The sequence below is a fragment of the Acinetobacter legionensis genome, assembly GCF_057165765.1.
Genome location: NZ_CM169896.1, coordinates 2,375,238 through 2,401,648, shown reverse-complemented (window position 1 = coordinate 2,401,648; position 26,411 = coordinate 2,375,238). Strand labels below are relative to the sequence as shown.

Here is a 26,411-nt window from a genome sequence, read left to right as displayed (position 1 = left end):
GATCTAGATAGGCATTTTCTTTTACATTATGTTGTCATCTTATCCATTGGGTCTAACAATTAGTTCTGGTTGAGCATCTGATTCAATTTAAAAAATCAAGAATGAGATACGCTTGCTTCGTTCGATTTATTGGCTTTATTACGTTTAAATAACATGTTGTGAATATCATCAATAAAAGTATACACAACAGGAATAACTAATAATGATAAAAAGGTACTGGTAATCAGTCCACCAATTACAGAAATTGCCATCGGTGCTCTAAAACTTGGATCTGTACCTATTCCTAAGGCAATCGGAAACATCCCCGCACCCATCGCTAAAGTGGTCATAATAATGGGGCGTGCACGCTTATGGCAGGCATCTAATAGGGCATTCATACGTGAATACTGCCGTTGATTGCGGGCTATAATTGCATAATCGACCAAAAGAATAGAGTTTTTACTGGCAATTCCCATCAGCATGATTAAGCCAATCAAACTTGGCATCGAAAAACTACTTTTTGCTAAAAGCAGTAGCACAAACGCACCACCCAGCGCCAAAGGTAATGCCACTAAAATGGTGATCGGTTGTAGGAAATCTTTAAACAGTAGCACTAAGACGACATAGATACACAATACGCCTGTCAGCATAGCTAAACCAAAGCTTGCAAAGAGCTGTTCCATCACATCGGCATCACCCAGATTGGTACGTTTTACTGTCGGTGGTAAGTTTTTGATGGTTGGAAGTTTATCTACAGCAGCCGCAACATCGCCTAAAGGCTGATCATTGAGCTCAATATTAAAGTTGATGTTACGTAAACGGTTAAAACGGTCAATTTGTGAAGGACCACTTTCAATATTGACTTGTGCAATGGTGCCTAACATCACTGGACCTTTACTACCTGTAATCATCAAGCGTTTAATTAGATCTTGGTCTTGACGTGCAGACAATGGCAGTTTGATGACAATCGGAATTTGTCGTTGCGAAAGATTTAATTTTGCCAAGTTCTGATCAAAATCTCCCGCCGTGGCAATACGCACAGTTTCAGCGATATTTTGCGTGGTAATGCCTAAATCCGCAGCTTTTGCAAAGTCAGGGCGAATCACCAATTCAGGGCGAATCAATGCTGCGCTTGAGGTAATACTGCCAATATTTGGAATAGTACGAATTTCTCGTTCTACTTGACGTGCTGTCGTGATTAATACATCTGGGTCATCTCCTGACAGCGCAATTTGATACTGGCTGTTATTGCCTGCAATACCGACTTGAATCCGTGCGCCAGGCAGTGGGGCTAAACGTTGTCGCAAGTCATTTTCAATTTTTTGTAGACTCGCAGCGCGGTCAGAACGTGCTGTGATTTGAATGGTTAATGTTGCTTTTCTTGGTTCACTCGATGCACCCCCCGCAAATGGATCTGTACCTGCTGAACCACCTCCAATGGTGGTATAGATACTTTTAATCTCAGGATGATCCTTTATTAAACTACGGGCGTATTCTGCTGCTTTTAAGGTATCTGGAAATTGTGAACCTGGTGGAAGCTCTACACGCACTTGGGTTTGCCCAGTGTCAGGTGGTGGAACAAAGCCTGTAGGGAGTAATGGGATGAGCATCAGTGAAGCAATAAAGAATATGATCGCACTGCTTAAGGTAATCCAACGATGATTTAAACACCACGTAACCATCCGCATATATGCGCGCATCATCCGACCATCTTTGGCACGGTCATGTTGAAGTTCAAGATCACCATGATCTTTGATTGTTTGGCTTTGATCATCTAATACTTGATTATCATGATGACTTTCAACTTTACCAACCCATGGTTTAAGAATATAGGCTGACATCATAGGCGTCAGTAAGCGTGCCACCAAGAGCGAGGCAAAAATAGCCAAAGCCGCTGTCCAGCCAAATTGCACAAAGAATTTACCCGCAATTCCACTCATAAAGGCAGTGGGCAAGAACACTGCGATCAAGGTAAAGGTTGTGGCAATCACGGCTAAACCAATTTCATCGGCTGCCTCCATCGCAGCTTCATAAGGTGTTTTCCCCATTCGAAGATGCCTGATGATATTTTCAATTTCTACAATGGCATCATCAACCAGTATCCCAACAACCAGAGACATGGCTAATAGTGTGACAATATTTAAAGTAAAACCTAAGTAATACATCCCAATTAAGGCAGGTAAAATTGACAAAGGTAGAGCAGTTGCAGCAATGATCGTGGCACGCCAATCACGTAGAAATAGCCAAACCACCAAGATTGCAAGAAGCGCACCTTCATAGAGTAAAGACATCGAACCTTTATAGTTATCAACCACGGGGTTTACGAAGTTAAATGCTTCTGTGATTTTAATATCGGGATGAGATGCTTTTAATGTTTCAAGCGCCTCTTTTACACCGATTTCAACATCAACCTCACTCGCACCTTTACTGCGAGTAATTTCAAAGCCAATCACAGGGTGACCATTTAACAGTGCAGCAGAGCGTCGTTCAGCAATGCTATCGCGAATACTGGCAACTTGATCCAGCCGAATATGGCGACCATCACTCAAGGAAATATCCATTGCTGCAATTTCAGCAGCAGTTTTTACTGTGGCAATAGTACGAATAGACTGTTCACTGCCACCTATTTTGGTTTGTCCGCCAGAAGCATCTTGTTGAACAAGGCGTAATTGTCGGGTGATGTCTGTTGCTGTGGCATTTAATGCCAAGAGTTTTTCAGGGTCAACCTCAACTTCAACTTGGCGAGTGATACCGCCTACACGAGAAACCGCACCAACCCCTTTGACTTTTAACATAGCACGCGCAACGTCATAATCCACAAACCAAGACAATGCTTCCTCATCCATACGGGGGGATTGGATGGTATAGGTGAGAATTGGTGAACCTGAAAGGTTAATTTTACTGACAATTGGATCACGAAGATCCGCGGGTAAATCTGAACGTACTTGTGAAACGGCGTTACGTACATCATCAACAGCTTCTTGTAGTGGTTTTTCCAGTTGAAACTCTGCGGTTACGGTGACTACACCATCTTGGATATTGGTATATTGATTTTTAAGCCCCTGTAAGGTTGCAATCGAGTTCTCAATTTTACGTGCAACTTCAGTTTCCAGTTGGGGAGGTGCTGCACCTGGTAAAGCCGCTGTGACCGTGACCATTGGTAATTCAATATCGGGAAATTGTTGTATTTTCATCCAATGAAAACACATCAAACCCGCTAAACCAAGCATGATAAAAAGCAAAATACCGGGAATCGGATTCTTAATCGACCAAGCGGAGAAATTCATGTTATTTCTCCTGCGTGCTAACGAGTTGTTTGGTCAATGGTGTATCTGGAATGGCTTGCCCACGTTTGATTAAATCACCATCTGACAAGAATCCTGTTCCAGAGGCAACCAGTTGAGTGTTTGCTGCTAAATCAACAATTTCAACACGATCATTTAAACGTCGACCAAGTGTGACTTTCTGTTGAGTTACTCGATTATCTTTATTGACAATAAACACATAAGAGAAACCATCACGTAAAAGTACTGCGGTTTGAGGCACTGTTAGTGCTGGCTTTTGGCCTAGATCAAACTCACCTTTGACAAACATACCCATACGAACAGCATCAGTGGTAGGTATATCCACATAGACCAAGCCATAACGTGTTTGCGGGTCAATGACTGGTGCAATCATCCGAACGCTACCTGAAACGGCAGAACGGCTAGGATCAGGTGAGGTGATATGCGCTGTCATGCCTTTTTTAAGTTTATATAAGTCTGTCGAGGTTACTTCGGCACGCCATTCCAAACGGTTATCACGGATCAAGCGGAACAGTTCTTGTCCCGTTTGTGCCAATGAGCCAACTGTTGCTGTACGTGCTGAAATAACTCCATGATCGGGTGCAATCACATGGGTTTGTGTTAAACGAAGCTGATTACTGTCAATTTGGGCTTTGGCAGCATCTAAACGGGCTTGTGCTGTACTTTGAGAAGTCAGGTATTTTGTCGCTTCTTGTTGTGAAATTGCACCGGTATTTTTGAGTTGTTGAATACGTTGATTATTGATACTGGCATCAGCTAGCACAGCTTTCGCTTCTGCATAATTGGCTTTTGCTGTCGCCAATTCTGCACGAATACTTTCGCTGTTAATTTCAGCCAAAACTTGCCCACGTTGTACGCTATCTCCAACGTTGACATTGACTTTGGTAATTCGTTGCCCCGAAAGTTCACTGCCAATCACCACTTCTTGCCATGCAGCAATATTGCCATTGGCTGTAAAGTTTTGCTTCCAGTTTTGTACCTCGGGCTGTATCACCGTTACAGTTAGTGCTGGTTTTGCGTTAGACGCGGATGTTGCTGCATTTTCTGAAGAAGTCTGTTTTTTATTTGAAGATTTCCATCCAATAAAAGCGACGATTAGCACAATAAAAATAATTGCAATAATGATCCCGAGTTTTGAGTTTATGCGCTTTTTTTTCATTGGGTCATGCGATTTCATTTTAGTTTTTTAAATGAGTAGAGATAAGTTGAGTATCTCTAAAGGCTCTATGTTTGGTCAAGTTGCAATACAGCGCTTAATGTGATTTTTTGAAAGTTAAGTAGTTAAATTTTGCTATAGAGGGGGCATTCAAGTTAGCGACATTTGTTGTTTTAATGCATTGATTATTAGATAGGTTGAGCGGATAAAATTATTTATATGTTTTTAATATGAAAACTTTAGTGATTAGTATAATTTTTTATAAAAACTACAAGGCTATTCTCAATTTGTAATTTTTTTTAATAAATAAATACCATGATATATTGCTTTTTTATTTAAAAAATCACGCTTATAAAATGAGAAAGTAAGTTTAAGCAAGAGTGATTATCATTTAATATGGCGGCTTAATTTAGATGACTGTTTTAGAGCCTCCTATGCGAAAAATTAAACCCTTAATTGTGATGATGGCAGTGGCGACAAGTGCTGCGATTGCGCATGCTGAACAACAAGATGCTTCATTGTCTCAGTCGAGCAATGGCAATGCAAAACAACTGAGTACGATTACAGTAGTCGCAAGTGCAGATGCATCAGCAGAGGGTTTAATGCCAGCATTTGCTGGAGGACAGGTGGCTTCTGGTGGTAAAGTTGGGATATTTGGCAATCAGAAAAATATAGATACACCGTTTAATCTAACCAGCTATACCAATCAATATATTCAAGAGCGTCAAGCTGAGAGTGTGGGAGATGTACTTCAGGCAGATTCAGCTGTGCGTACAGCAAAGGGCTTTGGGAATTTTCAGGAAGCATATTTTATTCGTGGTTTTGTGCTAGCTTCTGATGATACGGCTTATAACGGTTTATATGGAATACTTCCTCGTCAATATATTCCAACGGAGTTATTTGAACGTGTCGAAGTATTTAAAGGTGCCTCAGCATTTTTAAATGGAGCGATTCCCGGAGGAACTGGGATTGGTGGTTCTATTAATTTGTTGCCTAAAAGAGCGGGAAATGAGCCATTAAATCGTATCAATGTAGGTACAGATTTTAATGGTGGCTATATTTCATCAGATGTATCGAGACGTTTTGGTGAAGATGAGAAATTTGGTGTGCGTGTAAATACGGCATATCATGGTGGCAATACAGAAATTGACAAAGAAGATAATTCACTAGGTGTCGCTTCAATTGCGATGGATTATAAAGGTGAACAATTACGCCTCTCTGGTGATTTGGGATATACCAACAACCGTTTAAGTGAAAATCGCCCAAGTTTGCGTTTAACCAATAGCGTAACTGCATTACCAAGTGCATCACAGTATGCGAATTATCATGGTCAGTCATGGACATATTCAAATGAAGAAGATATTTTTGGTAGCTTCCGTGCGGAATATGATTTAAATGATGCAACAACTGCATATGCCGCTTATGGATTCCGTAAAACAGAAGAAGATGGTGTCTATTCAAGTCAGCAATTAAGTAATACTCAAACAGGAGCTGCCAAATTATCGGCATCGACCATTCCACGTAAAGATACCAATAACAGTGCAGAAATTGGAGTAAAAACTAAATTTGATACAGGTACTTTAAAGCATAATGTGGTTTTTTCTGGGTCGATCTATCGAGCAGATAAACGATATAGTTATGGTTATGCAACAAGTTTAGACGATAATTTTTATAATCCTATTTATACAGATGGCTCAAATATTAATAAATGGTTAGGTGCCGCTGGTACATATCCTAAAGCAGGAGTGAATACTTTAAAAAGTGTAGCTTTAGGCGATAATATTTCTGCTTTAGATGATCGTTTGACAGTAATGCTTGGTGCACGCTATCAAGAAATTAAACAAGATGTTTATTCATACGGCACTTATAAGTACGATATTAATAAAAACAAAGTTACGCCAGCATTAGGTATGAGCTATAAATTAACCCCTGAAATGGCAATTTACGCTAATTATATAGAAGCTTTGGTACAAGGGGATGCGATACAGGATAGTGTTGGTAATAACTATATTGCTGATCCTTTTGTATCTAAGCAGAAAGAAGTTGGATTAAAGTTCGAAAATGATCACCTCGGTGGTGCATTAAGTTACTTCTATACAGACCGTCGAAAAGCTTCTGTGAATACTTCTGGAACCCCACAATTAAGTCAGGCAACCAATATCCATCAAGGTCTTGAATTTAATGCCTATGGTCAATTAACTGACTTCGTTAAGATTTTGGGTGGTGCGACGTGGATTGATACCAAACAGAAGGATACTTATCAAGGTTTATACAATAATAATGAAGTTATTGGCGTTCCAAAGTTTCAAGCGAATCTAGAAGCAGATTGGAAATTACCAGTTGAAGAGGATATTAGTGTAAATGGTCGTGTTGTGTATACGGGTTCAACATATGCCGATAATGCCAATACGTTGAAAATTAACGATTGGACTAGATTAGATGTTGGTGCAAATTATAAGACCAAAATTAATAAAGTTCCGACAACATTCAATTTCTCAGTGACCAATGTTTTAGACAAGGATTATTGGGCTTCAGCATCTGTAAATGACTATACCTATTTGTCTTTAGGTGATCCCCGTACCTTTAAATTAAGTGCAACCTTTGATTTTTAAACACCACAAAAAATGCCCCAAATTTGGGGCATTTTTTATAACAACATTTTTTATAAAATGGTTTTCAGACGCTGAATCACTTGCTCACATTGAGCAATATCTGCGACCAATGCCATACGAACATGACCTTCACCAGGATTGCCTTGTTCAGTATCACGAGACAAATAACGCCCCGGTAAAACTTTAATGTTGGCTTTTTCCATTAACATTTTGGCAAAGTTTTCATCATGATCGACTTTTAACCAATAATAGAAACCTGCATCAGGCTTTTGTAATGGTAAAAGATGACCGAGTTCATTTTGGAACAAATCAAACTTAGCACGATACAGTCTACGATTTTCTTCAACATGTGTTTCATCGTTCCAAGCAACAATTGAAGCCAATTGATGCTGGACTGGCATTGCAGCGCCGTGATAAGTACGGAATTTTAAATAAGGTTTAAGTAAGTTTGCAGCACCAGCAACAAAACCTGAGCGCATACCCGGTAAGTTTGAACGCTTAGACAGAGAATGGAACACGATACAATTTTTATAATCGTCACGACCTAATTCAGCACAGACTTCCAATAAGCCGATAGGTGCTTCATCAAACCATAATTCTGAGTAACATTCATCAGACGCAATCACAAAATCATATTGGTCAGAAAGTGCTATTAGCTTTTTAAATTGTGCTTTTGAAAGTACCGCACCAGTAGGATTTCCCGGCGTACAAACAAACAAAAGTGCGGTTTTTTCCCAAACTTCAGCAGGTACAGCATCAAAATCACCAAGGTAATTGTTGTCGTCGGTACAGTTGACAAAGTATGGCTTGGCACCAGCTAAAAGAGTCGCACCTTCATAAATTTGATAGAACGGATTAGGCATTACCACATAAGGTGCGTCATCACGATTAATCAAGGCTTGTACAAAAGAGAAAATTCCCTCACGTGTACCTGTTACCGGAAGAACATGATCTTCCGCACTGATCGCATTCAGCTTAAAACGACGGGTTAGCCACTGAGCAATACTTTCACGAAGTTCGGGTAAACCTTTACTGTTTGGATAAGTTGAAAGGTGCTGAAAATTATCAATGATCGCTTGCTTCACAAACTCAGGAGCAGGATGCTTTGGTTCTCCAATTGAAAGTGGGATCAAAGGTAAATCTGCAGGTTTTACATCCTGAAAAAGCTGGCTTAACTTTTCAAATGGATAAGGATGTAATAAAGACAAACTAGAGTTCATGAAACAATTACCACGATAGAAAGTAAGATTAATGTTGCCCACAGATTTGATTTGATGCTTCGTCTAATGCCGCTTTTAATTTTGCGGTAAAGACTTCAGCCTCAGCTTCAGTGAGGGGGGTGCCATCTTTTTTGGTGACAAAGAAAATATCTTCTGCTTTTTCACCCAGCGTGGCGATTCTAGCAGAATGTATGTCTAAACCTTGCATCATAAATAAACCACCAACGCGTGCGAGTAAGCCCGGTTGGTCGAGAGTAGAGATTTCTACCATATTTTGCTGCAAAGCTTCGTTCAGTGTTACATCCACGGTATTTTCAATATCGAAGTGGCGAAGTTGACGTGGAATACGACGTTGCATCAAACCCGGATATTTATCTGATTCGCTTAAGGCTTTAATTAACGCCTGTTTGACTGTTTCTTCACGTTCAGGATCGGTTAATAAGGTACCGAAACGATCCAAGACCACATAAGTATCTAAACTAAAGGCTTTGGTTGCAGTGATAATCCGTGCATCTTGGACATCTAAATTCATACGATCCAAAATTGCCACTGTGGTAGCAAACAGATTGGGTTGGTCTTGAGTATAAATAAAGATCTGTACAGCATCTTGTGCGGCTTTACGGTGCGCACGCATGAGCACCAATGGTGCAGGGTTGTCGCCGTGTTGCAAAATGGCGCGAGTATGCCATGCAATTTCATCTGCGGATTCTTTAAGGAAGTATTCGTCCCCAAGCTCTTGCCAAACCTTTTCAACTTGATCAAGTGGAAACTCATCCACCAAGACTTCGCTTGCAGAGAATTTGGTATCTTCAATCAGCATTTGATAATCAACAGGTCGACCCAAACCAGAACGAATTACATCACGCGCATGGGTATAGAGTTGACGCATCAAAGAAGAGCGCCATGTATTCCAAAGTTTTGGATTGGTGGCATTGATATCGGCAACTGTCAGTGTATAGAGATAATCTAAATGCTCCATATCACCAAGCTTTTCAGCAAACTCTTTCACCACATCTGGATCAGAAATATCTTTTTTCTGTGCGGTCATCGACATCAGTAAATGGTTTTGGATGAGCCAAGCAACCAGATTACATTCGCGCTCAGTAAACCCATGCGCAAGACAGAATTCAATTGCATCTTCAGCGCCAAGTTCACTGTGATCTCCACCACGGCCTTTGGCAATATCATGGAATAATGCAGCAAGGAATACGATGTCACGGCGGACTAAGCGTTGAAATACAGAACTGACAACAGGATAGTCTTTGGCAAAGCCGGGTTCTTTAAAACGATTTAAATTACGAATTAACAGTAAGGTATGTGCATCGACGGTATAAATATGGAACAAGTCATATTGCATCAGTCCCATGATTTGCCCAAAAGCAGGAATATAATTTCCTAATACACCATAACGCTTCATTGCCACCATGGTTTCGTATAAACGATATGGAGAGCGAATGATCGCCATGAATAGTGCTTGATGGGTTGGATTATCACGAAATGCTTGATCAATTCTTTTTGCAGCTAAGGTCAAAAGACGCAGTGTACGTGCACGAATACCCTCAATTTCAGGGCGATTCGCTAAGATATAGAAAATTTCTAAAATCGCACTTGGATTTTCGGAAAAAATTTTATGTTGTTGAACTGCGAGCTTGCCATCAACCAGTTTAAAATGTTCGTTAATATTTTCGATTTTACGTTCATAGTCGGGTAAACGTGGAGTAATCACCGACTCATTGAAATAAGCCAATAACATTTCATTTAAGGTCGAAACCTGCTGCGCGGTACGATAATAACGCTTCATGAACTGTTCAATTGGATAATTTGGATGATGATCATCTTCTCGCGTATAGCCAAATTTAGCAGCAATATCACGTTGATAATCAAACAATAGACGATTTTCATCACGTTTAGTTAAACGATGTAAATGATGTCGGATTTCCCAAAGAAAGTTTTCAGCTTCCTCTAGAACGCCCAATTCAAATTCAGAAATAAAACCCAAATGAACCAAGTCGTAAATACGATTGACTCGAAAATGCCGTTTGGCAATCCAGCCAATTTGGTTAATGTCCCGAATACCGCCGGGTGCATTTTTAATGTCGGGTTCTAAATTACTTTCAGTATTGTTATGTTGCGCATAACGTTGCGCTTGTTCATCCATCTTGGCATCAAAGAAAGTCTTATCTGTCCAAGTTTGTGAAACGACACGACGAGGCCATCTTGCCAGATGTTGATTACCAATAATCAATCGTGCTTCAATCAGTGAGGTTGCAACAGTGAGATCATTGGTGGCTTGTTCAAAACAACTTCGGATAGTACGTACACTGATACCGGGTTTAAAATTCCCCACATCCCAAAGTGTAGAAATAAATTGCGTCACCGTTTGTTCTTGTTCAGGAGAAAGATCTTCTTCTGAAAGAATCATGATGTCGACATCGGAATAGGGCAACATTTCGCGCCGTCCATAGCCGCCAACAGCAAATAAACCGAGATCTGTTTGATCCAGCCCGGAATGTTTCCATAGAAACATAAGGGCTTCATCTACCACATTTGAGCGGGTACGGACAATTTCGCGTATTGTTGTACCATGATCATAAGCCTCATTTAACTGTTGTTCGACATCGCTACGCCATTGATTAATCGCTTTAATGTCATGTATATCAGTTACATATTCCAACAGAGGAGAGGTGTTGATCATGGATGTCTTGTCCGCAAATATATTGGCTAGTTGTTTAAATGAACTGTGACTTTTGAAGCCGTTTCTTGTGCAAGTTCACGTGCTTGGTCTGTTGTTTCAGCACGTGCTGTTGCCACGCCCATACGGCGACGTTTAAATCCTTCAGGTTTACCGAACAGGCGTAAGTCTGTCGCAGGATTTTGCAAAGCAAGATTTAAGCCAGAGTATGAAAGATTCTTTGCATCCATACCTGCATAGATTACAGCACTTGCAGCAATACTATGTCGTTCAGTATTGACAGGTAAACCCAAAATCGCACGTGCATGTAATTCAAATTCGCTTTGGAATTGTGATGCAAGTGTGACTAAGCCTGTATCGTGTGGACGCGGTGATACTTCACTAAACCATACTTTATCACCTTTTACAAACAGTTCTACCCCAAAAATCCCACATCCACCAAGTGCTACAGTGACTTTATTGGCAATGCGTTTGGCTTCATTTAAAGCTGCTTCTGTCATTGCTTGGGGCTGCCAACTTTCTACATAGTCGCCTGAGTCTTGACGGTGTCCAATCGGATCACAATAAGCGGTTTCAATTCCACCTGTTTCTGGATTTTTCGAACGTACAGTGAGTAAGGTGATTTCAAAATCAAAGTCAATTTGTGACTCAACGATGACTGTACCTTGATTTACCCGACCACCAGTTTGAGCATATTCCCAAGCCGCATCTACTTCAGCATATTCTTTGACACGAGATTGCCCCTTACCAGAGGAAGACATTACAGGTTTAACAAAGTTCGGATAACCAATGTCATCACATGCAGAACGGAAGCTTTCTAAGGTATTGGCAAAACGATAAGCGGAAGTGGGTAGACCAAGTTCTTCCGCCGCTAATCGACGAATCCCTTCACGGTTCATCGTTAAATTCACTGCCTTTGCTGAAGGGATCACTGTTGCAATATTTTGTTGTTCGATTTCGACTAATACTTGAGTAGCAATCGCTTCAATTTCTGGGACAATAAGATTAGGTTTTACTTTTTCAATTAAAGCTTTTAATTCTGTTGCGTCCGCCATGTTTAAGCTATAAGAGAAATGAGCAACTTGCATGGCAGGTGCATTTTCGTAGCGATCTGCCGCGTGAACTTCAACACCAAGTCGTTGTAATGAAATCACCACTTCTTTACCAAGCTCTCCTGAACCTAACAGTAAAACTTTAAAGGCAGATGATTGAAGTGGAGTACCAATAGTAACGCTCATGCTATTCTTCCATGCTTGTCTTATGGACTGTTAGCATAGCAGAACTCAGGCGTGTGTTAAGGGCTGATTGACATAAAATAATGATATTGTCTAACAGATTTTTTTATAAAGTCTTTAGCTTCTAGATTGTTTGTCACTGCAAATGAAGTAGCTTTGAATTTTCGCAAGAAAGTTGATCAATAATTTTTTGATCAATTCTTTTTACCAACCAACATAATCAATGCAATAAGGCAGATCAGTAGTTCTATAAAAAACGACCAATGCAGAATAAAGTTTAACCACCACGGCTGATAACGTGAGCTTACTTCAAAAAACACATAGGGTTGATCAATAAACGGTGCAAAAAGCCAAACATTACCTACAAAAGTATCCAACCCGATATGTAGCAGGGCAGCACCCGAAAAAAGACTGATCATTAGGGCAGGTTTAGCCGTATATTTTGAATGGATGAAATAAAATAAAGCAATTAGAAAGATTGGAATCCAAAATGAAAACCAATGTAAAAAATACTTATGGTGGTGTACCGATCTATGATCGAATAAATAGAAATAGAATAAATCAATATCAGGAAAAACTGCACCAAGCATAATCAGCGTAAAAAAAGCTTTATTGGTGATTTTTGTCTGTTTAAATTTCTGGAGTAAAAGTTTAGCAAGTATATAGCCAGAAGGTAAGTGTGCGATAAACATATCAAGTTGCGTATTTTAAATATTATATTGGAAAGAAATCATACACAACCAATTAATTCACATGGTTTTTTATTGTAAATTGATTAGATGGAAGCATTTTAAATCCTAGAGACTTTAATTTTAAACGCTGATTTGCTGATGCATTAAAATGAACTACAATCAACAAAACTACAAATAGGTATAGACCAAACCATAGGCTAATGCTGCTGTGAGAGTCGCCAAGACAATTCTTTTAAATTTAAAATACAATCCTGTGAGTACAATAAAGCCCACCAACATCGCAAAACTTTTATTTGGGGTTTCGATCAATGGCGGAAGAGTGGCAACAATTAACATTGAACTGATTGCTGCAATGCCGATACTGCCTAATGCAATTTTTAACCATGTTGCGCCACGAGATTGTGTGTGTTGTTGGCTTTTTTGCAGCAGATAGAATGGACCAAAGCGTGAAGCAAAGTTTGCAATACCGACCAATATCCCCACCAAAATAATCTGTAAATCCACTTTAAATACTCACTTCATCAGTTTGCTTTAAAACATAATGTTTAAATAATCCCGCTAAAATTCCAGAGGCAATCCCAATAAAAATTGCTGCAGACATGTTGATAAAATAACAGGCCAATGCGGAAACCACTAAAGATACGGCAACCACAAAAGTATGTTTTTTCTCAAAGGCTGCCAGTAAGAAGCTTAAGAACAATGCAGGTAACAAGAAGTCTAAAGCGGCTTGTAAAAATTGCGGTAAGTCGCTGACTTGATCTGCAAATAAACCGCCTAAAAATGAACCTAAGGCCCATGACATCCAGCTAAACAAGCTGAGTCCTAGCATCCAAGACTCTGACCATTCTTGACGACGTTGGGAAAGTTTAATCATTCCAGCCGCAAAAACTTCGTCGGTTAAACCCCATGCCCATACTGCAGTCTTTTTTAGGTTTAAACGGTCCTGAATCAGGTTTTGTAAGGCTGGCCCGTAAAGTACGTGGCGAATATCCAGTGCAATGACTGTAAGTGCTGTCATCCAAATAGATGTACCACTGCCCAATAATGCAACCACAAGAAATTGGCTAGCCCCAGCGTACATAGAGCAAGATAGAAATAAGGCTTCCCATGCACTAAAACCAAATTGGGTCGCTGATACACCAAAGGCAAAAGATACAGGTAGATAAGTAAAGATGATGGCTTGACTGTCTTTAGCGCCTTGCCAAAAGCCAGCAGTTTGGACTGAGGGATTGTGCTCTGACACAGGACACCTAAAACGAGAGTAAAACAAAAGGTAAAATCAAGATTGTGTATTCTACCCGAATTTACTAGCATAGTAGCGAAATGTTTATTTAGGCGTAACTTTATGTTCGCAAATCAGTCGAAATTATTATTGAGTATGACCTTGATGTTAGGTGTTTTAGGTTTACAAGCATGTGGTAATTCATCTTCTGAACCTAAAGAAAAAGTTGAAATTAAAGCTGCGCCAAAACTAACCAATGATGCGACAACCTATGCCAACGAAGCATGGAAATTGATTAATCAGGTTGAACCCTTTGTCTACCGTAAGCAATTAAATTTGATTGAAGATAATGTACGTAAACCTTTAAGAAAGTTAAGTACAGACTGGCGTATCAACGTCAAAATGACCGATTCAGTGACAGAAGGTAAATACGCTTTGTGTCGTAAAGCCATGACCAGTTTAGATACTTGGGCAAGATCGACATTGGAAAAAGATGGTGAGATGCAAAAAAATCAATCGCAATATGAACGTGATAAAGCACAATGTAAAGATGCAATTGAAAATCCAAGTTTAGGCAATACCAAAGCAAATAATAATATTTTTTAAATGGTCTTAGAAAAAATGGCGCAAATATGCGCCATTTTTTTAATTCATATGAACGTTCGTTAAGTAAGCTTTTCGTTGCTTAAGGTTTTAACGGATTGGTCGATGCTGTTTTCACGGCCTTGTCTTTAGCAGCAGTTGACTTTGTAGCGGCGTCATTTTTTACAGCTTTGGTTGTTGCTTCCGCTTTTGCTTTGCTTGCGGCAGTCTCTGTTTTTAGCTTTGTCGCTGCTTCTTTCGGTTTCGCTTCAACAGCTTTGGTTGCAGCTATGCTTTTGTCTTTGGCTTGAGTCACATCTGCTTTGGCTTTTGTGCTTGCAGTGGTCGCTTTTTGAGTCGCTTGAGCTGCAGGATTTGCAGCGACGCATTTGCCACCTTTATGGTTTGGGCCTGTACCACCAACCAATGTTGTACCTTTAGGACAAGCAAAAGCAGAAGCGCTAAGTAAAGTGAATAATCCCGCTGTGAGCAATGTTGTGATTTTTTTCATTTATTTCAACTTTTATTGAGATGGCATTAGCGCCTCGCTAAAATATAATTGTATTTTTCACAAAGTAGAATAGATTATTTGTATATTTTATTTATGAAATGATTATATATTCCAGCCGTTTAAGGTGAATTTAATATTTATCTAAAAGTAGAAAAGTGATGTGTTAAATTAGAGTTGGCCTAGTGAGTGAGCAATAGAATGTAATTGCTTGATATCTAAAATTTCTATTTTTTTAAAGGCAATTTTTAAAACGCCTTGTTGTTCGAGTAAATGTAATTCTTGGTTAATGGTCTGACGTGAGCATTTGAGCAGCAATGCCAATTGTTCTTGTGATAAATGAATGATGTTATTTTCAATACGGATATGATTGCCATAGCCGTTTAAGATAAACATCAAACGCTGAGCTAATCGTTGTCGTATATGTTGGGTTTGAATTGAAATGAGTTCTAAAAAAGCATAGCGAAGTTTTTGACTGGTCAATTGGGCGATATGGAACCAATATTGCGGATAGTCATTTAAAATTTTCTGAATCGCTTGGCTGGGGAGATGTAAAATTAAACATTTTCCAACAGCAATTGCATCATGAGAACGTGGTTGCTGATCCACCAAAGAAATTTCTCCAAACCACATAATTGGTTCTGCAATAGCAGCAACGGATTCATTTCCTTCAATATCAATATAGCCTAAGCGTACCCGACCATCTAAGACGGCATAGATGCCATTAAATAGATCGCCTGATCTGAAAATCGCTTGATCACGCTCAAATTTTTGATAATGGGCTCGTTGTTGAATCAATTGTTGAAAAGGAGTAGGCAGTTGTGAATACCATAAATTCTTTGATAATAATTCAAGATCCGTTGAATTCAGCACAATATGTCCTTTTATATATCATGGTTAATCTTTGCTTTGATTTTAAAATATATCTAACAGCAGTTAGTAGGGTAGAAATTACCTTAGATAAAATCAGTAACGATAAGCGCTGAGTAGAACCATTTACAATCCTCCTTCAAGAGCAATAATTTAGCGGAAATATGACACAATCACAGGCCATAATGTATCAATAAGTTTATTGTGAAAGCTGTTGTTATCTACTTCTTTGAAAATTTAAATGAAAAATCAATTCAAGTTGTCAGGTAGACGACAACTTTTATCTTAGCGCTTTTATATAGTGAAATGAAGAGATTAACAAGGACGCTGAAAATGAATAGATTAGAGCAACTTCTTAGCCAATACGCAGCTTATCATTTAGACCATAAAAATGTATTTACGCATTTTATTGGTATTCCGATGATCGTATTTTCAATCATGTGTTTAACGGCTAGAGCAGGGGTGATGCTTTCAAGTTTTGAAATCACTTTGGCATTGATTCTATTGGTTTTAAGTGTGATTTATTATTTGAGTCTGGATAAATCATTGGGCTTTTTAATGTTGGTTATTTATGCAGTAACCTATCCATTTGCCTATAAAATTGCGCAATTGGGCATGGGAACTTGGTTAAGTATTAGTATTGGTACTTTTGTTGTAGGATGGGTATTCCAATTTGTAGGGCATTTTTATGAAAAGAAAAAACCCGCATTTGTTGACGATTTAGTCGGTTTAGCAATTGGTCCATTATTTGTTTTAGCTGAATTTGTATTCTTGCTGGGTTTTCGTAAAGATCTACAAGAAAAAATGCTAACAGAAGCGAGAAAGCAACGAACTGCCATGGATGAAAAATCATTAGACGCTTTACACGCGAAATAATTAGAAAGATAAAGAATCTAGTTCATGATAAAACCCTTTAAGTCAGTAATTTAAACTGACTTAAAGGGTATCGACTTCTATATTTTTGTTTGTCTTAGAATAAGAATTCTTTGATAAAAATCACTAAACCAAAGAAAAAAATGGCGCAACCAATATAAAATTTTATTTTTTTAATCAGTGAAGAATTGAAGATTGGCATCGTCATATGGTCTGTATAGTATTTCATTGGATTGCTTCTAAATAACGGCGATTCACTTCTTCCCAATTCACAACATTATAAAATGCCGCAATATATTCGGGACGACGATTTTGGTATTTTAAATAATAAGCATGTTCCCAGACATCTAAAGCCAGAATCGGGATATTTCCATTCATCAGTGGTGAATCTTGATTGGCACTGCTTTCTACGATGACTTTCTTTTCAGGGGTAACGCTCAACCATGCCCAGCCACTGCCAAATCGTGTCAGTGCTGCTTTGGTAAAAGCTTCTTTGAAGTTTTCAAAACCGCCAATATCTCTGTCAATTGCTTCAGCGATTTGTTTAATTGGCTCTCCACCACCTTGAGGACTCATTACTGTCCAGAATAAAGAGTGGTTAGCATGTCCACCACCATTATTAATCACGCTATTTTTAAGATCAGCAGGAACTTCATTCACTTTTGAAACCAGTTCTTCAATCGACAACTTTTCCCATGGCGTACCTTCAACTGTAGCATTGATATTATTGATATAGGTTTGATGGTGCTTGGTATGGTGGATTTCCATTGTTTTTGTATCAATATTAGGTTCAAGTGCATCGTATGCATAAGGCAGTTGTGGAAGCGAGTAAGCCATGAATCAATCCTGTTATGTTAAGTATAGTGATAATGCTAATAATTATCATTATTATATATGAGCATCAAAAGTGCAACCAACTTAACTTTATTATTGTGTAGCTGATTTCAAAATAGAGATGATCAATTGAGGCAGGGGCTTAGCGATAGACGCTTGGCGCGTTTTAAGATGTAAATAAATATCGCGTATATTTACTGGAATATTATAATTTTAAATGTTGATATTTTTTTATAAAAACCTGAATACGTGTTTCATTAAAAAGCAGAGTTAAAATTAGATCGATAAGGGGAATGGTCAAAGTGATCCGCAAATCAATCAACAGATCGTTGAATCTAGATTTAAAAAACAAGTTTTAAGTATTCGTCAGACATTTATAAACCAAACTAAAACCAGCGAAAGATTCTATGATGAAAAAAAACAGGTTGAAGAAGTCTTCAACCTGTCTCATCAAAGAATGAGATCTGCTTATACGTTAAAACGGAAGTGCAAGACATCACCATCTTGAACGATGTAAGTTTTACCTTCTAAACGCCATTTTCCTGCTTCTTTAGCGCCGTTTTCACCGTTGTATTGGATGAAATCATCATAAGCGATACATTCTGCACGAATAAAGCCTTTCTCAAAGTCAGTGTGGATTACACCCGCAGCTTGAGGTGCAGTTGCACCCACTTTTACAGTCCAAGCACGTACTTCTTGAACACCTGCTGTAAAGTAAGTTTGTAAGCCAAGTAAGCTATAACCTGCACGAATCACCACATTTAGACCTGGTTCTTCCATACCTAATGCTTCAAGGAATTCAGCACGATCTTCATCATCCAACAATGAAATTTCAGCTTCGATTTGGTTGCAAAGCGGAACAACGATTGCATTTTCCTCAGCAGCTAACTTTTTCACAGCTTCAAGGTGTGGGTTGTTTTCAAAACCATCTTCTGCAACGTTTGCAATATACATGGTTGGTTTTAATGTCATTAAACCAAAACCACGCACAAGTTTACGTTCATCATCATCTAAATCAGCTGCACGAGCAGGCTTGCCTTCATCAAGTAAAGGTAGAATTTTTTCTAAAACAGATTTTGTTGCAAGCGCTTCTTTATCACCGCTTTTAGCTGATTTTGCCAAACGTGTAACTGCTTTCGTTACGGTTTCTAAGTCAGCAAGTGCAAGTTCAGTATTAATCGTTGCAATATCATCTAATGGATCAATTTTACCATTTACATGAATTACGTTTTCATCTTCAAAACAGCGTACAACGTGTGCAATTGCATCAGTTTCACGGATATTTGCAAGGAATTGGTTACCCAAACCTTCGCCTTTAGATGCACCTGCAACTAAACCTGCAATATCGACAAATTCCATCGTAGTTGGAATAACACGTTGTGGTTTAACAATGGCTGTTAATTTGTCTAAACGTGGATCAGGTACAGGTACGATGCCTGTATTTGGTTCAATGGTACAGAATGGGAAGTTTTCCGCAGCAATAGCAGCTTTAGTCAATGCATTGAAAAGTGTAGATTTACCAACGTTCGGCAAGCCGACAATACCGCAATTAAAACCCATGAAATAACTCACAAAGTGTTATATAAAAATTGCGGATGATTTTACATGAAAGCCATGACAAAGTCAGGTCTGCGACCTATAAGTTTTTAAACAGATCATGACTATATTATATCCTGTGCTAAATATTTGAGTGTAAATAGAGTTTTATTGAGCAAAAATAATAGTGCAGTTAGAGAAATTGTGAAGGCATATAAATTCTATTGACTAGGATATTCCCAACCCTAGTATGCTTATATCTATACAATATTTACCTGATTTCAGGGATATGTTGATCAATGTTTATTGGTTATTTTTTAACTTCCTTATTGAATAGCAGTACTTAAAATGACTAAACATTATTCAAATGTAAACCTTGTCAATAAGACAAATAAGACTATATCAGAAATCAAGTTTTTACATCGTTATGATTCAGATGTATATAATTATGGCGATAAGGACATTTTAGAGAAAGAAAAACCTTATTTGATTTGTGTCGCAGAATATTGGACAGGTTTTCTAAGAGTCGGTGTAGATTATTGGTGGATCCAATTTAAACTCGAAAATAAAACATATACTTGCAAGGCTAATTTCTTTTGTACGTTAATGTCAGAAGATGGTGGTAAAGATGTGACTGTCGAAGTGCATACTGACAAAATGTATATTAAACCAGCCAAGTCCAGTAGTTGCTATGTTGGTTTATATGAGCCTTCACTTCTTGCTGAACAATTTGAACAAGAGTTGATATTGTCTGGTATAGCGACTGAACCTCAACCGGCTTCAGCATTTAAAAAATGTAATTGCGATTAATGCAAATGTTATAATTTTAGAATAATCGTTATTTAAAAGGAACTAAATCTTCCTTTTAAATAACGTCATAGGGTTCGTATTTTAAAAAAGGATCAATCCGTTCAAATCTTCCGCTTATCCAACTGGCTTGCCAAACTGTCACCAAATGCCTGAACGATCATGACCAAAGCCACCAAGACTACAATCACAGCAAACATCATTTGCATATCAAAGCGTTGATAACCATAACGGTAGGCAATATCACCTAAGCCACCAGCACCAATTGCACCCGCAATTGCAGAGGAGTTAATCATGGTGACAATTGTGACTGTAAAACCTGCCACAATACCGGGAAGGGCTTCAGGTAAAAGCACATGCCAAACAATTTGCTTACGGTTACAGCCCATCGCTTGTGCAGCTTCGATTAGACCTTGATCAACTTCACGCAAGCTAACTTCTGCAATACGGGCAAAAAAAGGTGTCGCGGCTAACGTTAATGGAACAACAGCTGCCCAGACTCCGTAACTGGTTCCGACAATCCAACGGGTTAAAGGAATCAGTGCCACCATTAAAATCAAAAAGGGAACAGATCGGGTAATATTAATCACCGTGCCTAATGCATGGTTAATCTTTTTAGATGGATAAATCCCTTGCTCAGATGTATTGACCAAAATCACGGCTAAAGGTAAACCGATCAAAAAGGCAACAATGGCAGATACACCAACCATCAGTAAGGTATCTATGGTTCCGGTCAGCAATAAATCAATGAGTTGCTCTTGCATAGCCAAGTACCTCTATTTGCGCAATTTGATGTTTTAACCTTTCTTGTAAATTATGCAGGTCTAAATGGGTTTGTTCAGTACCGACAATCAGTGTTCCAATCAAATGGTTTTGGATATTGTCGATGTGACTTTGATATAAATGTACCGATTTTTCAAAAACTTTAAAAAGTTCCACTAAATCAGGTGAGTTTTTCGGATCGGTTTCATAACGTAGTTTTAAAATGCTATGGGTGGAATCTTGTTGCAGCTCTGTATGCACTGGAAAGGGCAAATCGAGCTGTTCTAGGTTTAACAATTCTTGTGTGATTTTCTGCTGAGGCTGTGAAAACACGGACCAGACTTGTCCTGACTCAACAATTTCACCATGTTCAATCACCACCACTTGATCGCAAATTTCACGAATTACTTGCATTTCATGGGTAATTAAAACAATGGTAATCCCCAATTCTCGATTGATTTTTTTCAACAAGGATAAAACCACTGAGGTACTTTCAGGATCAAGTGCAGACGTTGCTTCATCACACAATAATATTTCTGGATGATGCACCAGCGCACGAGCAATACCAACACGTTGCTTTTGACCACCAGACAGCTGTGAAGGGTAGTTATGTGCTTTATTTCCCAATCCGACCAGATCTAAAACATCGTTGACACGTGTTTCAATTTCAGCTTTATCGACATGGGCAATTTTTAAAGGCAATGCCACATTGTCCCAAACGGTTTTGGCAGACATTAAATTAAAATGCTGAAAAATCATCCCGATTCTTTGCCGTGTTTGAATCAATTCAGCATGACTGAGTTCAGCCAAATTCTGTTGATGAATATGAATACTGCCTTCAGAAATACCTTCTAAACCATTTAAGGTTCGGATTAAGGAAGATTTACCTGCACCACTTTTACCGATGATGCCGAAAATCTTGCCTTGAGGAATATCTAAGTTGATATTTTTTAATGCATGGATCTGTTGATCTTGCCCATCATAGTATTTATTCAGATCACGAATTTTGATATGAGGGACTGAAAAATCAACATGCGAACCGAAACTCACCATTTCTATTCTCCTTATTTCCAGCCTGCAAACCACATATCTTTGCCGAAATCTTTATCTAAAATATCTCGAACTTGCTGTGAGTTTTGGAAAGCTTGAATAAATTTCTCTAACTTTTGATTTTTGTCTTGATAATCGGTACGTGTCACAAAAAGAATGGCGTACTTTTTATCAACGGGATCTAAAAACAGCGCACTATGCGGATCGGCTTTTTTTGCCATATTTAAGTAATGCGGAAAACCAAAAATCAGATCTGCATCATCATAAGCTAAAGCTGTTTGTGGACCTTCAACTTCCAAAAACTTCAAGTGTTTTGGGTTTGCAACAATATCTTGAAGTTTTGAAAGTTCATTGTTGATGTCTTTGATTTGAATTAACCCAGCGCGGTGTAGCAAGATCAAAGCACGCGCAGAGTTAACGGGGTCACTGGGGATGACAACACGAGCATTTTGAGGTAAAGCTGCTAAAGATTTATATTGTTTTGAATATAAACCGACATGGCTGCCGCTACCTGTACCAAAAGCATGCAAATCGTAATTGGTTTGTTTAATGGCATTTTTTAAAAATACACTTTGTTGGAAAAAGTTGGCGTCAATGTCACGGTTTTGCACCGCAACATTGGGCGCTTGCCAATCTGAAAATTCGACCAGTTTGACATGGATACCATCTTTCTCTACCTCTTTGGCAACTGTTTGTAGTAATTCTGCATAAGGTGGACTAATGCCAATCGTGAGTACATTATCCTTTTGTTGATTTTGTACATAACGATAGGTAAACAGCCCCAATAATACGATGACAACAGCAAGACCAATCAGCAGGTTCTTGTTTTTGAGTTTGGAAACTTGGGACATGAGTTATTCCTTATTTCCAACCAGGGAACCATAAATTTTCACCAATATCATCATTCAAAGCCTGTTTGACCTTGTCCGAAGTCTGGTAAATTTTTACAAACTCTTTTAACTGTTTGGCTTTTTCTGGGTGCTTTTGCTCATAGTCATCTTTTACGACAAACAAGATCGCATAACGGGTATTGGTATTATCATCGAGTAATAATGCTTTGTTTGGATCAATGGTTTTTGCAAGACGTAAATAAAGCGGGTAGCTAAATACTAAATCAGCATCATCTACAGCACGTGCAGTTTGAGGTCCTTCAACTTCAATAAATTTAAAGTTTTTAGGATTTGAGATAATGTCTTGTAAGTTCGATAAATGGTTATTCGGATCTTTTAAGGTGATGAGTTTTGCCTGTTGCAAAAGTAACAGTGCGCGACCTTGGTTGACTGGGTCATTTGGAATCACCACACGTGCATTTTCAGGGACAGCCGCTAAAGAATCATATTTTTTAGAATATAAGCCCACATGAGTTGCCACACCTGTGGCAATCGGTTTCAGTTTAAAATCAGTTTCTTTTAATGCATTGGTTAAAAATGGTTGGTGTTGGAAATAGTTTGCATCAATATCACCATGATTTAGTGTGATATTCGGTGTGTTCCAATCTGAAAACTCCACCAGTTTAATATGAATCCCTTGTTTCTTGGCTTCCTCTGCTGCAACTTGTAAAGGCTTGGCAAAGGGTGGGCTAATACCAATGGTGATTTCTTCTGAACCGGCTTTTTTATGTTGGTTCCAATAAAAAAGTCCTGCAATCACGGCAATAATGATCACACCAAGCAGAATAAATTTATTCTTGGAGCCTGATTTTTTGGATGGATTACCATTTGTAGGTGAGTTTATTTGAGTCATGTGACACCCCTTAAAGTGAAATTATTCAATTCATCATGTTTGCTGATTAGGTTATTTAGGCAGTTTGCTTTTGCCGATCTGCCGTTTCGATGCTGTTGTTATGATTTGAGTTTTGACATCGAAAATCAGCAGCAGGATGTTGTTGGGTTAAATGATCACCCTGGTTAAAGATTTTGTTGCGTAAAGAACCATTTTCATATTTGGTTTTAAATCTGCCACGTTGTTGAAGTTTAGGAATAACAAAACGAATAAAGTCATGATGTGATTCAGGCGCAACAGTACGAGTTAAGTTAAAGCCATCAATACCTGTTTCATCAATCAACTGAATTAATTTTTCAGCAATTGTTTCACCACTTCCAACAATCAGTGGATAACGACCACCGAGTTGATGCTGTGCTTTAAGATCGTTAGGCGTGATTTGGTTTTCCTTAAATTTATTATTGACTGAAGCAATACTGTTGGTTTGTTGATATGGGATTGCCTCATCATCAGCATAATTGGATAGGTCTATACCGACTGAACTTGAGAAATGTGCTAAACCTGCTTTTGGACTTGCATAGCGGGCATATTCAGCTAATTTCTCTTGAGCTAATTCATCTGTTTCTGCTGTAACCACTGTGATTCCCACAAAGATTTTAATATCTTCGGGATTACGGCCTTGCTGCACAGTCAATTCTCGAATCTTGTCCACTTGTTGTTTGATTTTTGCAGGTTGATCACCCCCAATAAAGACACATTCCGCATGACGTGTGGAGAATGTTAAACCGCGTGGTGAAGCACCTGCTTGAAAGAGCACAGGGGTACGCTGTGGTGAAGGTGAGACTTGGAAAACCCCTTGGCTTTGATAAAAGCGCCCTTGATGGTTAATTTGATGAACTTTTTTCGGGTCAGTAAAAATACGCTTTTGCTTATCTTTTTGTACGGCATCATTTTCCCAAGAACCTTCCCAAAACTTATAGCAAAGCTCTAAAAATTCTTCAGCTTGTTCATAACGTAAGTCATGATCTTTTAGACCTTTTTGCCCAATTAAGCGTTCAGCACTGTCCAAATACCCCGTCACAATATTCCAGCCAATCCGACCTTGTGTCAGATGATCTAAACTCGCGAAGCGCCGTGCGAATTGGTACGGAGTTTCGTAACTTAAGTTTACGGTCACGCCAAAACCTAGATTTTGGGTTACAGCTGCCATTGCGGAAATCAGGGTAGATGGGTCATGACTCGGCAGTTGGATGGACTCTTTTAAGGTTAAATCTATACCATTCTGGTAGACATCATAAACACCGGTAATGTCTGCGATAAACAACCCATCAAATAAACCTTGCTCCAAGGTCTTAGCGAGATCAGTCCAGTAATTGAGCTCATTAAAACGATGAGATTCATCACGCGGATGGGTCCATAAGCCGTGATTGATATGGCCGACACTGTTCATGTCAAAAGCATTGAGTAAAATTTGTTTTTTAGGTGCTGTATGTTGAGATGTATTTGTCATTACAATGTCCCTCTGCGTGGTGGAAGGATGTTGTTTAATACATAGTTTCCAATAAAATAATATTTCCAGCGTGATGCATCATGCAGTGTATGTACCCGTACATTGCGCCAATGTCGATCTAAGCCATCGGCACGTTGACTACCGCGACTTCCAGCCAACTCGATCAATTTTGAAGACGCTTTTAATGCTGTTTCTGTACTGTGTGCACGGACTTTAGCTACATCTAGTGAGGCTTTGGCAATATTTTCAACTGTAGGTTGTGGTTTTGCTGCATCAATAGATTGAGCAGCTTGTTTTAATAAAACCTCACTTGCTCTTACATCAGCAGCAACACGACCTAATTCATAAATGGTCAGTGGATCTTGGTCTGCACGTTCTACATTGGCATCAATCCATGCGCGTGCTTGTTTAACCCGTTCTATTGTTTCTTCAAATGCTGCACGCGCAATGCCTGTTTCAATCGCAGCATGCATAATTTGTGCAAATGGCCCAACAAGGGTGGGTTCAGAAAATGCAGTGTCAAAACGAATGACATATTCAGATTCAACAAAAACTTGATTGAATTTTACGGTACCACTACCTGTGGTTTTTTGTCCAAAGCCTGACCAATCATTGATACGTTGTAAGCCTTGTGCATCTGCAGAAATAAAAGCCAAATATTCACGTTCTTCAGCATCACGGACTAATGTCGGAATACGATGGGCAAATAGACTGCCCGTGCAATAGAACTTTTCCCCATTGACCACATAACCATGTTCAGTTTGATTAATTTGGGTATGCTTTTGTGCAGCAGTCTTGGTCTTAAATTCAGCGAGGGCATTGCCAAAACGTGCGCCTTGAAGTACTTCGCTATAAAGTTTTTTCTTTTGCTGTTCTGTGCCTGTATTACGTAATACTTCTAGTGCATAAAAATGGTTTTGTGGGATTTGACCAATAGAGCCATCTACGCCACTGAATAATGCAATTATTTTAGCAACAGTATGACTAGAGACCTCTGCACCACCATATTGCCGTGGTACAGTGATCGCCCATAACCCTGATTGACTAAAAGCTTCAACCTCATCAAAAGGTAAAATTCTTTCAGCATCACGGAGTACCGCATTCTCTTTAAATTGCTGACTCAACTGTTGCGCGATTTCTAAAGCTTCTTGATCATTTTGAATAATATGTGCTTGTGCAAAGGGATGATTGTGTACATCCAATGTTTTATTGATATCTTGATAAGTTGTCATAATATTTCCCTG

At 38.9% G+C, this 26,411-nt stretch carries 22 protein-coding genes; 4 read left to right on the top strand and 18 right to left on the bottom strand.

Translation table 11 applies throughout. From position 1 onward, the window contains the following. Positions 1-95: 95 nt before the first annotated feature. Together AC2G3J_RS11070 and AC2G3J_RS11065 are read right to left on the bottom strand one after the other, a co-directional pair. Complete coding sequence (locus AC2G3J_RS11070) at positions 96-3,266, bottom strand: efflux RND transporter permease subunit (RefSeq protein WP_483769982.1); 3,171 nt, start codon at positions 3,264-3,266, stop codon at positions 96-98. Position 3,267: 1 nt separating this feature from the next. Next, positions 3,268-4,443, bottom strand: coding sequence for an efflux RND transporter periplasmic adaptor subunit (locus tag AC2G3J_RS11065; protein WP_483769981.1), 1,176 nt, complete (start codon positions 4,441-4,443; stop codon positions 3,268-3,270). 431 nt (positions 4,444-4,874) lie between these two features. On the opposite strand from AC2G3J_RS11065, the gene AC2G3J_RS11060 reads away from it, so the two are divergent. After that, positions 4,875-7,052, top strand: coding sequence for a TonB-dependent receptor (locus AC2G3J_RS11060; protein ID WP_483769980.1), 2,178 nt, complete (start codon positions 4,875-4,877; stop codon positions 7,050-7,052). A gap of 50 nt (positions 7,053-7,102) precedes the next feature. Here AC2G3J_RS11060 and dapC read toward each other — a convergent pair whose 3' ends face one another. From dapC to AC2G3J_RS11030, 6 genes are all read right to left on the bottom strand, one after another. Next, positions 7,103-8,272 (bottom strand): succinyldiaminopimelate transaminase, encoded by a 1,170-nt coding sequence (dapC, locus tag AC2G3J_RS11055; RefSeq protein WP_483769979.1) that lies wholly within the window; start codon positions 8,270-8,272, stop codon positions 7,103-7,105. A gap of 28 nt (positions 8,273-8,300) precedes the next feature. Further along, a complete protein-coding gene (glnD, locus tag AC2G3J_RS11050) occupies positions 8,301-10,967 on the bottom strand; it encodes a [protein-PII] uridylyltransferase (protein ID WP_336953023.1) in 2,667 nt (888 codons plus the stop codon). Positions 10,968-10,993: 26 nt separating this feature from the next. Beyond that, positions 10,994-12,202 (bottom strand): formate-dependent phosphoribosylglycinamide formyltransferase, encoded by a 1,209-nt coding sequence (gene purT, locus AC2G3J_RS11045; RefSeq protein WP_483769978.1) that lies wholly within the window; start codon positions 12,200-12,202, stop codon positions 10,994-10,996. A 191-nt stretch (positions 12,203-12,393) separates the two neighbouring features. Beyond that, positions 12,394-12,891, bottom strand: coding sequence for a metal-dependent hydrolase (locus AC2G3J_RS11040; protein WP_483769977.1), 498 nt, complete (start codon positions 12,889-12,891; stop codon positions 12,394-12,396). Between the two features lie 168 nt (positions 12,892-13,059). Beyond that, on the bottom strand, positions 13,060-13,395 hold the full coding sequence (gene ygaH, locus AC2G3J_RS11035; protein ID WP_004821146.1) for an L-valine transporter subunit YgaH: 336 nt from the start codon (positions 13,393-13,395) through the stop codon (positions 13,060-13,062). 1 nt (position 13,396) lies between these two features. Beyond that, positions 13,397-14,134 (bottom strand): AzlC family ABC transporter permease, encoded by a 738-nt coding sequence (locus AC2G3J_RS11030; RefSeq protein ID WP_004720941.1) that lies wholly within the window; start codon positions 14,132-14,134, stop codon positions 13,397-13,399. Positions 14,135-14,236: 102 nt separating this feature from the next. On the opposite strand from AC2G3J_RS11030, the gene AC2G3J_RS11025 reads away from it, so the two are divergent. Continuing rightward, the gene (locus tag AC2G3J_RS11025) at positions 14,237-14,719 is read left to right on the top strand and encodes a hypothetical protein (protein WP_419327423.1); all 483 of its coding nucleotides are present in this window, start codon (positions 14,237-14,239) and stop codon (positions 14,717-14,719) included. 79 nt (positions 14,720-14,798) lie between these two features. Here AC2G3J_RS11025 and AC2G3J_RS11020 read toward each other — a convergent pair whose 3' ends face one another. Both AC2G3J_RS11020 and AC2G3J_RS11015 read right to left on the bottom strand, forming a co-directional pair. Continuing rightward, a complete protein-coding gene (locus AC2G3J_RS11020) occupies positions 14,799-15,206 on the bottom strand; it encodes a hypothetical protein (protein ID WP_483769976.1) in 408 nt (135 codons plus the stop codon). A 168-nt stretch (positions 15,207-15,374) separates the two neighbouring features. Next, a complete protein-coding gene (locus tag AC2G3J_RS11015) occupies positions 15,375-16,076 on the bottom strand; it encodes a Crp/Fnr family transcriptional regulator (protein ID WP_483769975.1) in 702 nt (233 codons plus the stop codon). 330 nt (positions 16,077-16,406) lie between these two features. On the opposite strand from AC2G3J_RS11015, the gene AC2G3J_RS11010 reads away from it, so the two are divergent. Next, positions 16,407-16,949: an Mpo1 family 2-hydroxy fatty acid dioxygenase gene (locus AC2G3J_RS11010; protein WP_483769974.1), complete on the top strand. Its 543-nt coding sequence runs from the start codon at positions 16,407-16,409 to the stop codon at positions 16,947-16,949. Positions 16,950-17,171: 222 nt separating this feature from the next. On the opposite strand, the gene AC2G3J_RS11005 is transcribed toward AC2G3J_RS11010, so the two are convergent. Together AC2G3J_RS11005 and ychF are read right to left on the bottom strand one after the other, a co-directional pair. Further along, on the bottom strand, positions 17,172-17,783 hold the full coding sequence (locus tag AC2G3J_RS11005; RefSeq protein WP_419327426.1) for a superoxide dismutase: 612 nt from the start codon (positions 17,781-17,783) through the stop codon (positions 17,172-17,174). Between the two features lie 465 nt (positions 17,784-18,248). Further along, positions 18,249-19,340, bottom strand: coding sequence for a redox-regulated ATPase YchF (gene ychF, locus AC2G3J_RS11000; RefSeq protein ID WP_336953014.1), 1,092 nt, complete (start codon positions 19,338-19,340; stop codon positions 18,249-18,251). Positions 19,341-19,664: 324 nt separating this feature from the next. Here ychF and AC2G3J_RS10995 point away from each other — a divergent pair, with 324 nt between their 5' ends. Next, on the top strand, positions 19,665-20,126 hold the full coding sequence (locus AC2G3J_RS10995) for a hypothetical protein (protein WP_336953012.1): 462 nt from the start codon (positions 19,665-19,667) through the stop codon (positions 20,124-20,126). Between the two features lie 101 nt (positions 20,127-20,227). Here AC2G3J_RS10995 and AC2G3J_RS10990 read toward each other — a convergent pair whose 3' ends face one another. The 6 genes from AC2G3J_RS10990 to AC2G3J_RS10965 are packed head-to-tail and all read right to left on the bottom strand — an operon-like array spanning position 20,228 to position 26,399. Then, positions 20,228-20,887 carry a methionine ABC transporter permease gene (locus AC2G3J_RS10990; protein ID WP_336953011.1) on the bottom strand — a complete coding sequence of 220 codons (660 nt, stop codon included), beginning with the start codon at positions 20,885-20,887 and terminating at the stop codon, positions 20,228-20,230. Continuing rightward, positions 20,868-21,938, bottom strand: a complete 1,071-nt coding sequence (locus AC2G3J_RS10985) for a methionine ABC transporter ATP-binding protein (protein WP_336953010.1) — start codon at positions 21,936-21,938, stop codon at positions 20,868-20,870. Before AC2G3J_RS10985 ends, AC2G3J_RS10990 begins: the two co-directional genes overlap by 20 nt. Before the next feature lie 11 nt (positions 21,939-21,949). Continuing rightward, on the bottom strand, positions 21,950-22,786 hold the full coding sequence (locus AC2G3J_RS10980) for a MetQ/NlpA family ABC transporter substrate-binding protein (RefSeq protein WP_483769973.1): 837 nt from the start codon (positions 22,784-22,786) through the stop codon (positions 21,950-21,952). A 10-nt stretch (positions 22,787-22,796) separates the two neighbouring features. Continuing rightward, on the bottom strand, positions 22,797-23,678 hold the full coding sequence (locus AC2G3J_RS10975) for a MetQ/NlpA family ABC transporter substrate-binding protein (protein WP_419327428.1): 882 nt from the start codon (positions 23,676-23,678) through the stop codon (positions 22,797-22,799). A 55-nt stretch (positions 23,679-23,733) separates the two neighbouring features. Next, the gene (locus tag AC2G3J_RS10970) at positions 23,734-25,167 is read right to left on the bottom strand and encodes an LLM class flavin-dependent oxidoreductase (RefSeq protein ID WP_483769972.1); all 1,434 of its coding nucleotides are present in this window, start codon (positions 25,165-25,167) and stop codon (positions 23,734-23,736) included. After that, positions 25,167-26,399: an SfnB family sulfur acquisition oxidoreductase gene (locus AC2G3J_RS10965; RefSeq protein WP_483769971.1), complete on the bottom strand. Its 1,233-nt coding sequence runs from the start codon at positions 26,397-26,399 to the stop codon at positions 25,167-25,169. Before AC2G3J_RS10965 ends, AC2G3J_RS10970 begins: the two co-directional genes overlap by 1 nt. Between the last annotated feature and the right edge of the window lie 12 nt (positions 26,400-26,411).

What these genes read in the sequence shown, in the direction of transcription:
- AC2G3J_RS11070 (WP_483769982.1), bottom strand. Translation starts at nt 3,266, where the DNA reads ATGAATTTCTCCGCTTGGTCGATTAAGAATCCGATTCCCGGTATTTTG.
- AC2G3J_RS11065 (WP_483769981.1), bottom strand. Translation starts at nt 4,443, where the DNA reads ATGAAAAAAAAGCGCATAAACTCAAAACTCGGGATCATTATTGCAATT.
- AC2G3J_RS11060 (WP_483769980.1), top strand. Translation starts at nt 4,875, where the DNA reads ATGCGAAAAATTAAACCCTTAATTGTGATGATGGCAGTGGCGACAAGT.
- dapC (WP_483769979.1), bottom strand. Translation starts at nt 8,272, where the DNA reads ATGAACTCTAGTTTGTCTTTATTACATCCTTATCCATTTGAAAAGTTA.
- glnD (WP_336953023.1), bottom strand. Translation starts at nt 10,967, where the DNA reads ATGATCAACACCTCTCCTCTGTTGGAATATGTAACTGATATACATGAC.
- purT (WP_483769978.1), bottom strand. Translation starts at nt 12,202, where the DNA reads ATGAGCGTTACTATTGGTACTCCACTTCAATCATCTGCCTTTAAAGTT.
- AC2G3J_RS11040 (WP_483769977.1), bottom strand. Translation starts at nt 12,891, where the DNA reads ATGTTTATCGCACACTTACCTTCTGGCTATATACTTGCTAAACTTTTA.
- AC2G3J_RS11025 (WP_419327423.1), top strand. Translation starts at nt 14,237, where the DNA reads ATGTTCGCAAATCAGTCGAAATTATTATTGAGTATGACCTTGATGTTA.
- AC2G3J_RS11020 (WP_483769976.1), bottom strand. Translation starts at nt 15,206, where the DNA reads ATGAAAAAAATCACAACATTGCTCACAGCGGGATTATTCACTTTACTT.
- AC2G3J_RS11010 (WP_483769974.1), top strand. Translation starts at nt 16,407, where the DNA reads ATGAATAGATTAGAGCAACTTCTTAGCCAATACGCAGCTTATCATTTA.
- AC2G3J_RS11005 (WP_419327426.1), bottom strand. Translation starts at nt 17,783, where the DNA reads ATGGCTTACTCGCTTCCACAACTGCCTTATGCATACGATGCACTTGAA.
- ychF (WP_336953014.1), bottom strand. Translation starts at nt 19,340, where the DNA reads ATGGGTTTTAATTGCGGTATTGTCGGCTTGCCGAACGTTGGTAAATCT.
- AC2G3J_RS10995 (WP_336953012.1), top strand. Translation starts at nt 19,665, where the DNA reads ATGACTAAACATTATTCAAATGTAAACCTTGTCAATAAGACAAATAAG.
- AC2G3J_RS10990 (WP_336953011.1), bottom strand. Translation starts at nt 20,887, where the DNA reads ATGCAAGAGCAACTCATTGATTTATTGCTGACCGGAACCATAGATACC.
- AC2G3J_RS10985 (WP_336953010.1), bottom strand. Translation starts at nt 21,938, where the DNA reads ATGGTGAGTTTCGGTTCGCATGTTGATTTTTCAGTCCCTCATATCAAA.
- AC2G3J_RS10980 (WP_483769973.1), bottom strand. Translation starts at nt 22,786, where the DNA reads ATGTCCCAAGTTTCCAAACTCAAAAACAAGAACCTGCTGATTGGTCTT.
- AC2G3J_RS10975 (WP_419327428.1), bottom strand. Translation starts at nt 23,678, where the DNA reads ATGACTCAAATAAACTCACCTACAAATGGTAATCCATCCAAAAAATCA.
- AC2G3J_RS10970 (WP_483769972.1), bottom strand. Translation starts at nt 25,167, where the DNA reads ATGACAAATACATCTCAACATACAGCACCTAAAAAACAAATTTTACTC.
- AC2G3J_RS10965 (WP_483769971.1), bottom strand. Translation starts at nt 26,399, where the DNA reads ATGACAACTTATCAAGATATCAATAAAACATTGGATGTACACAATCAT.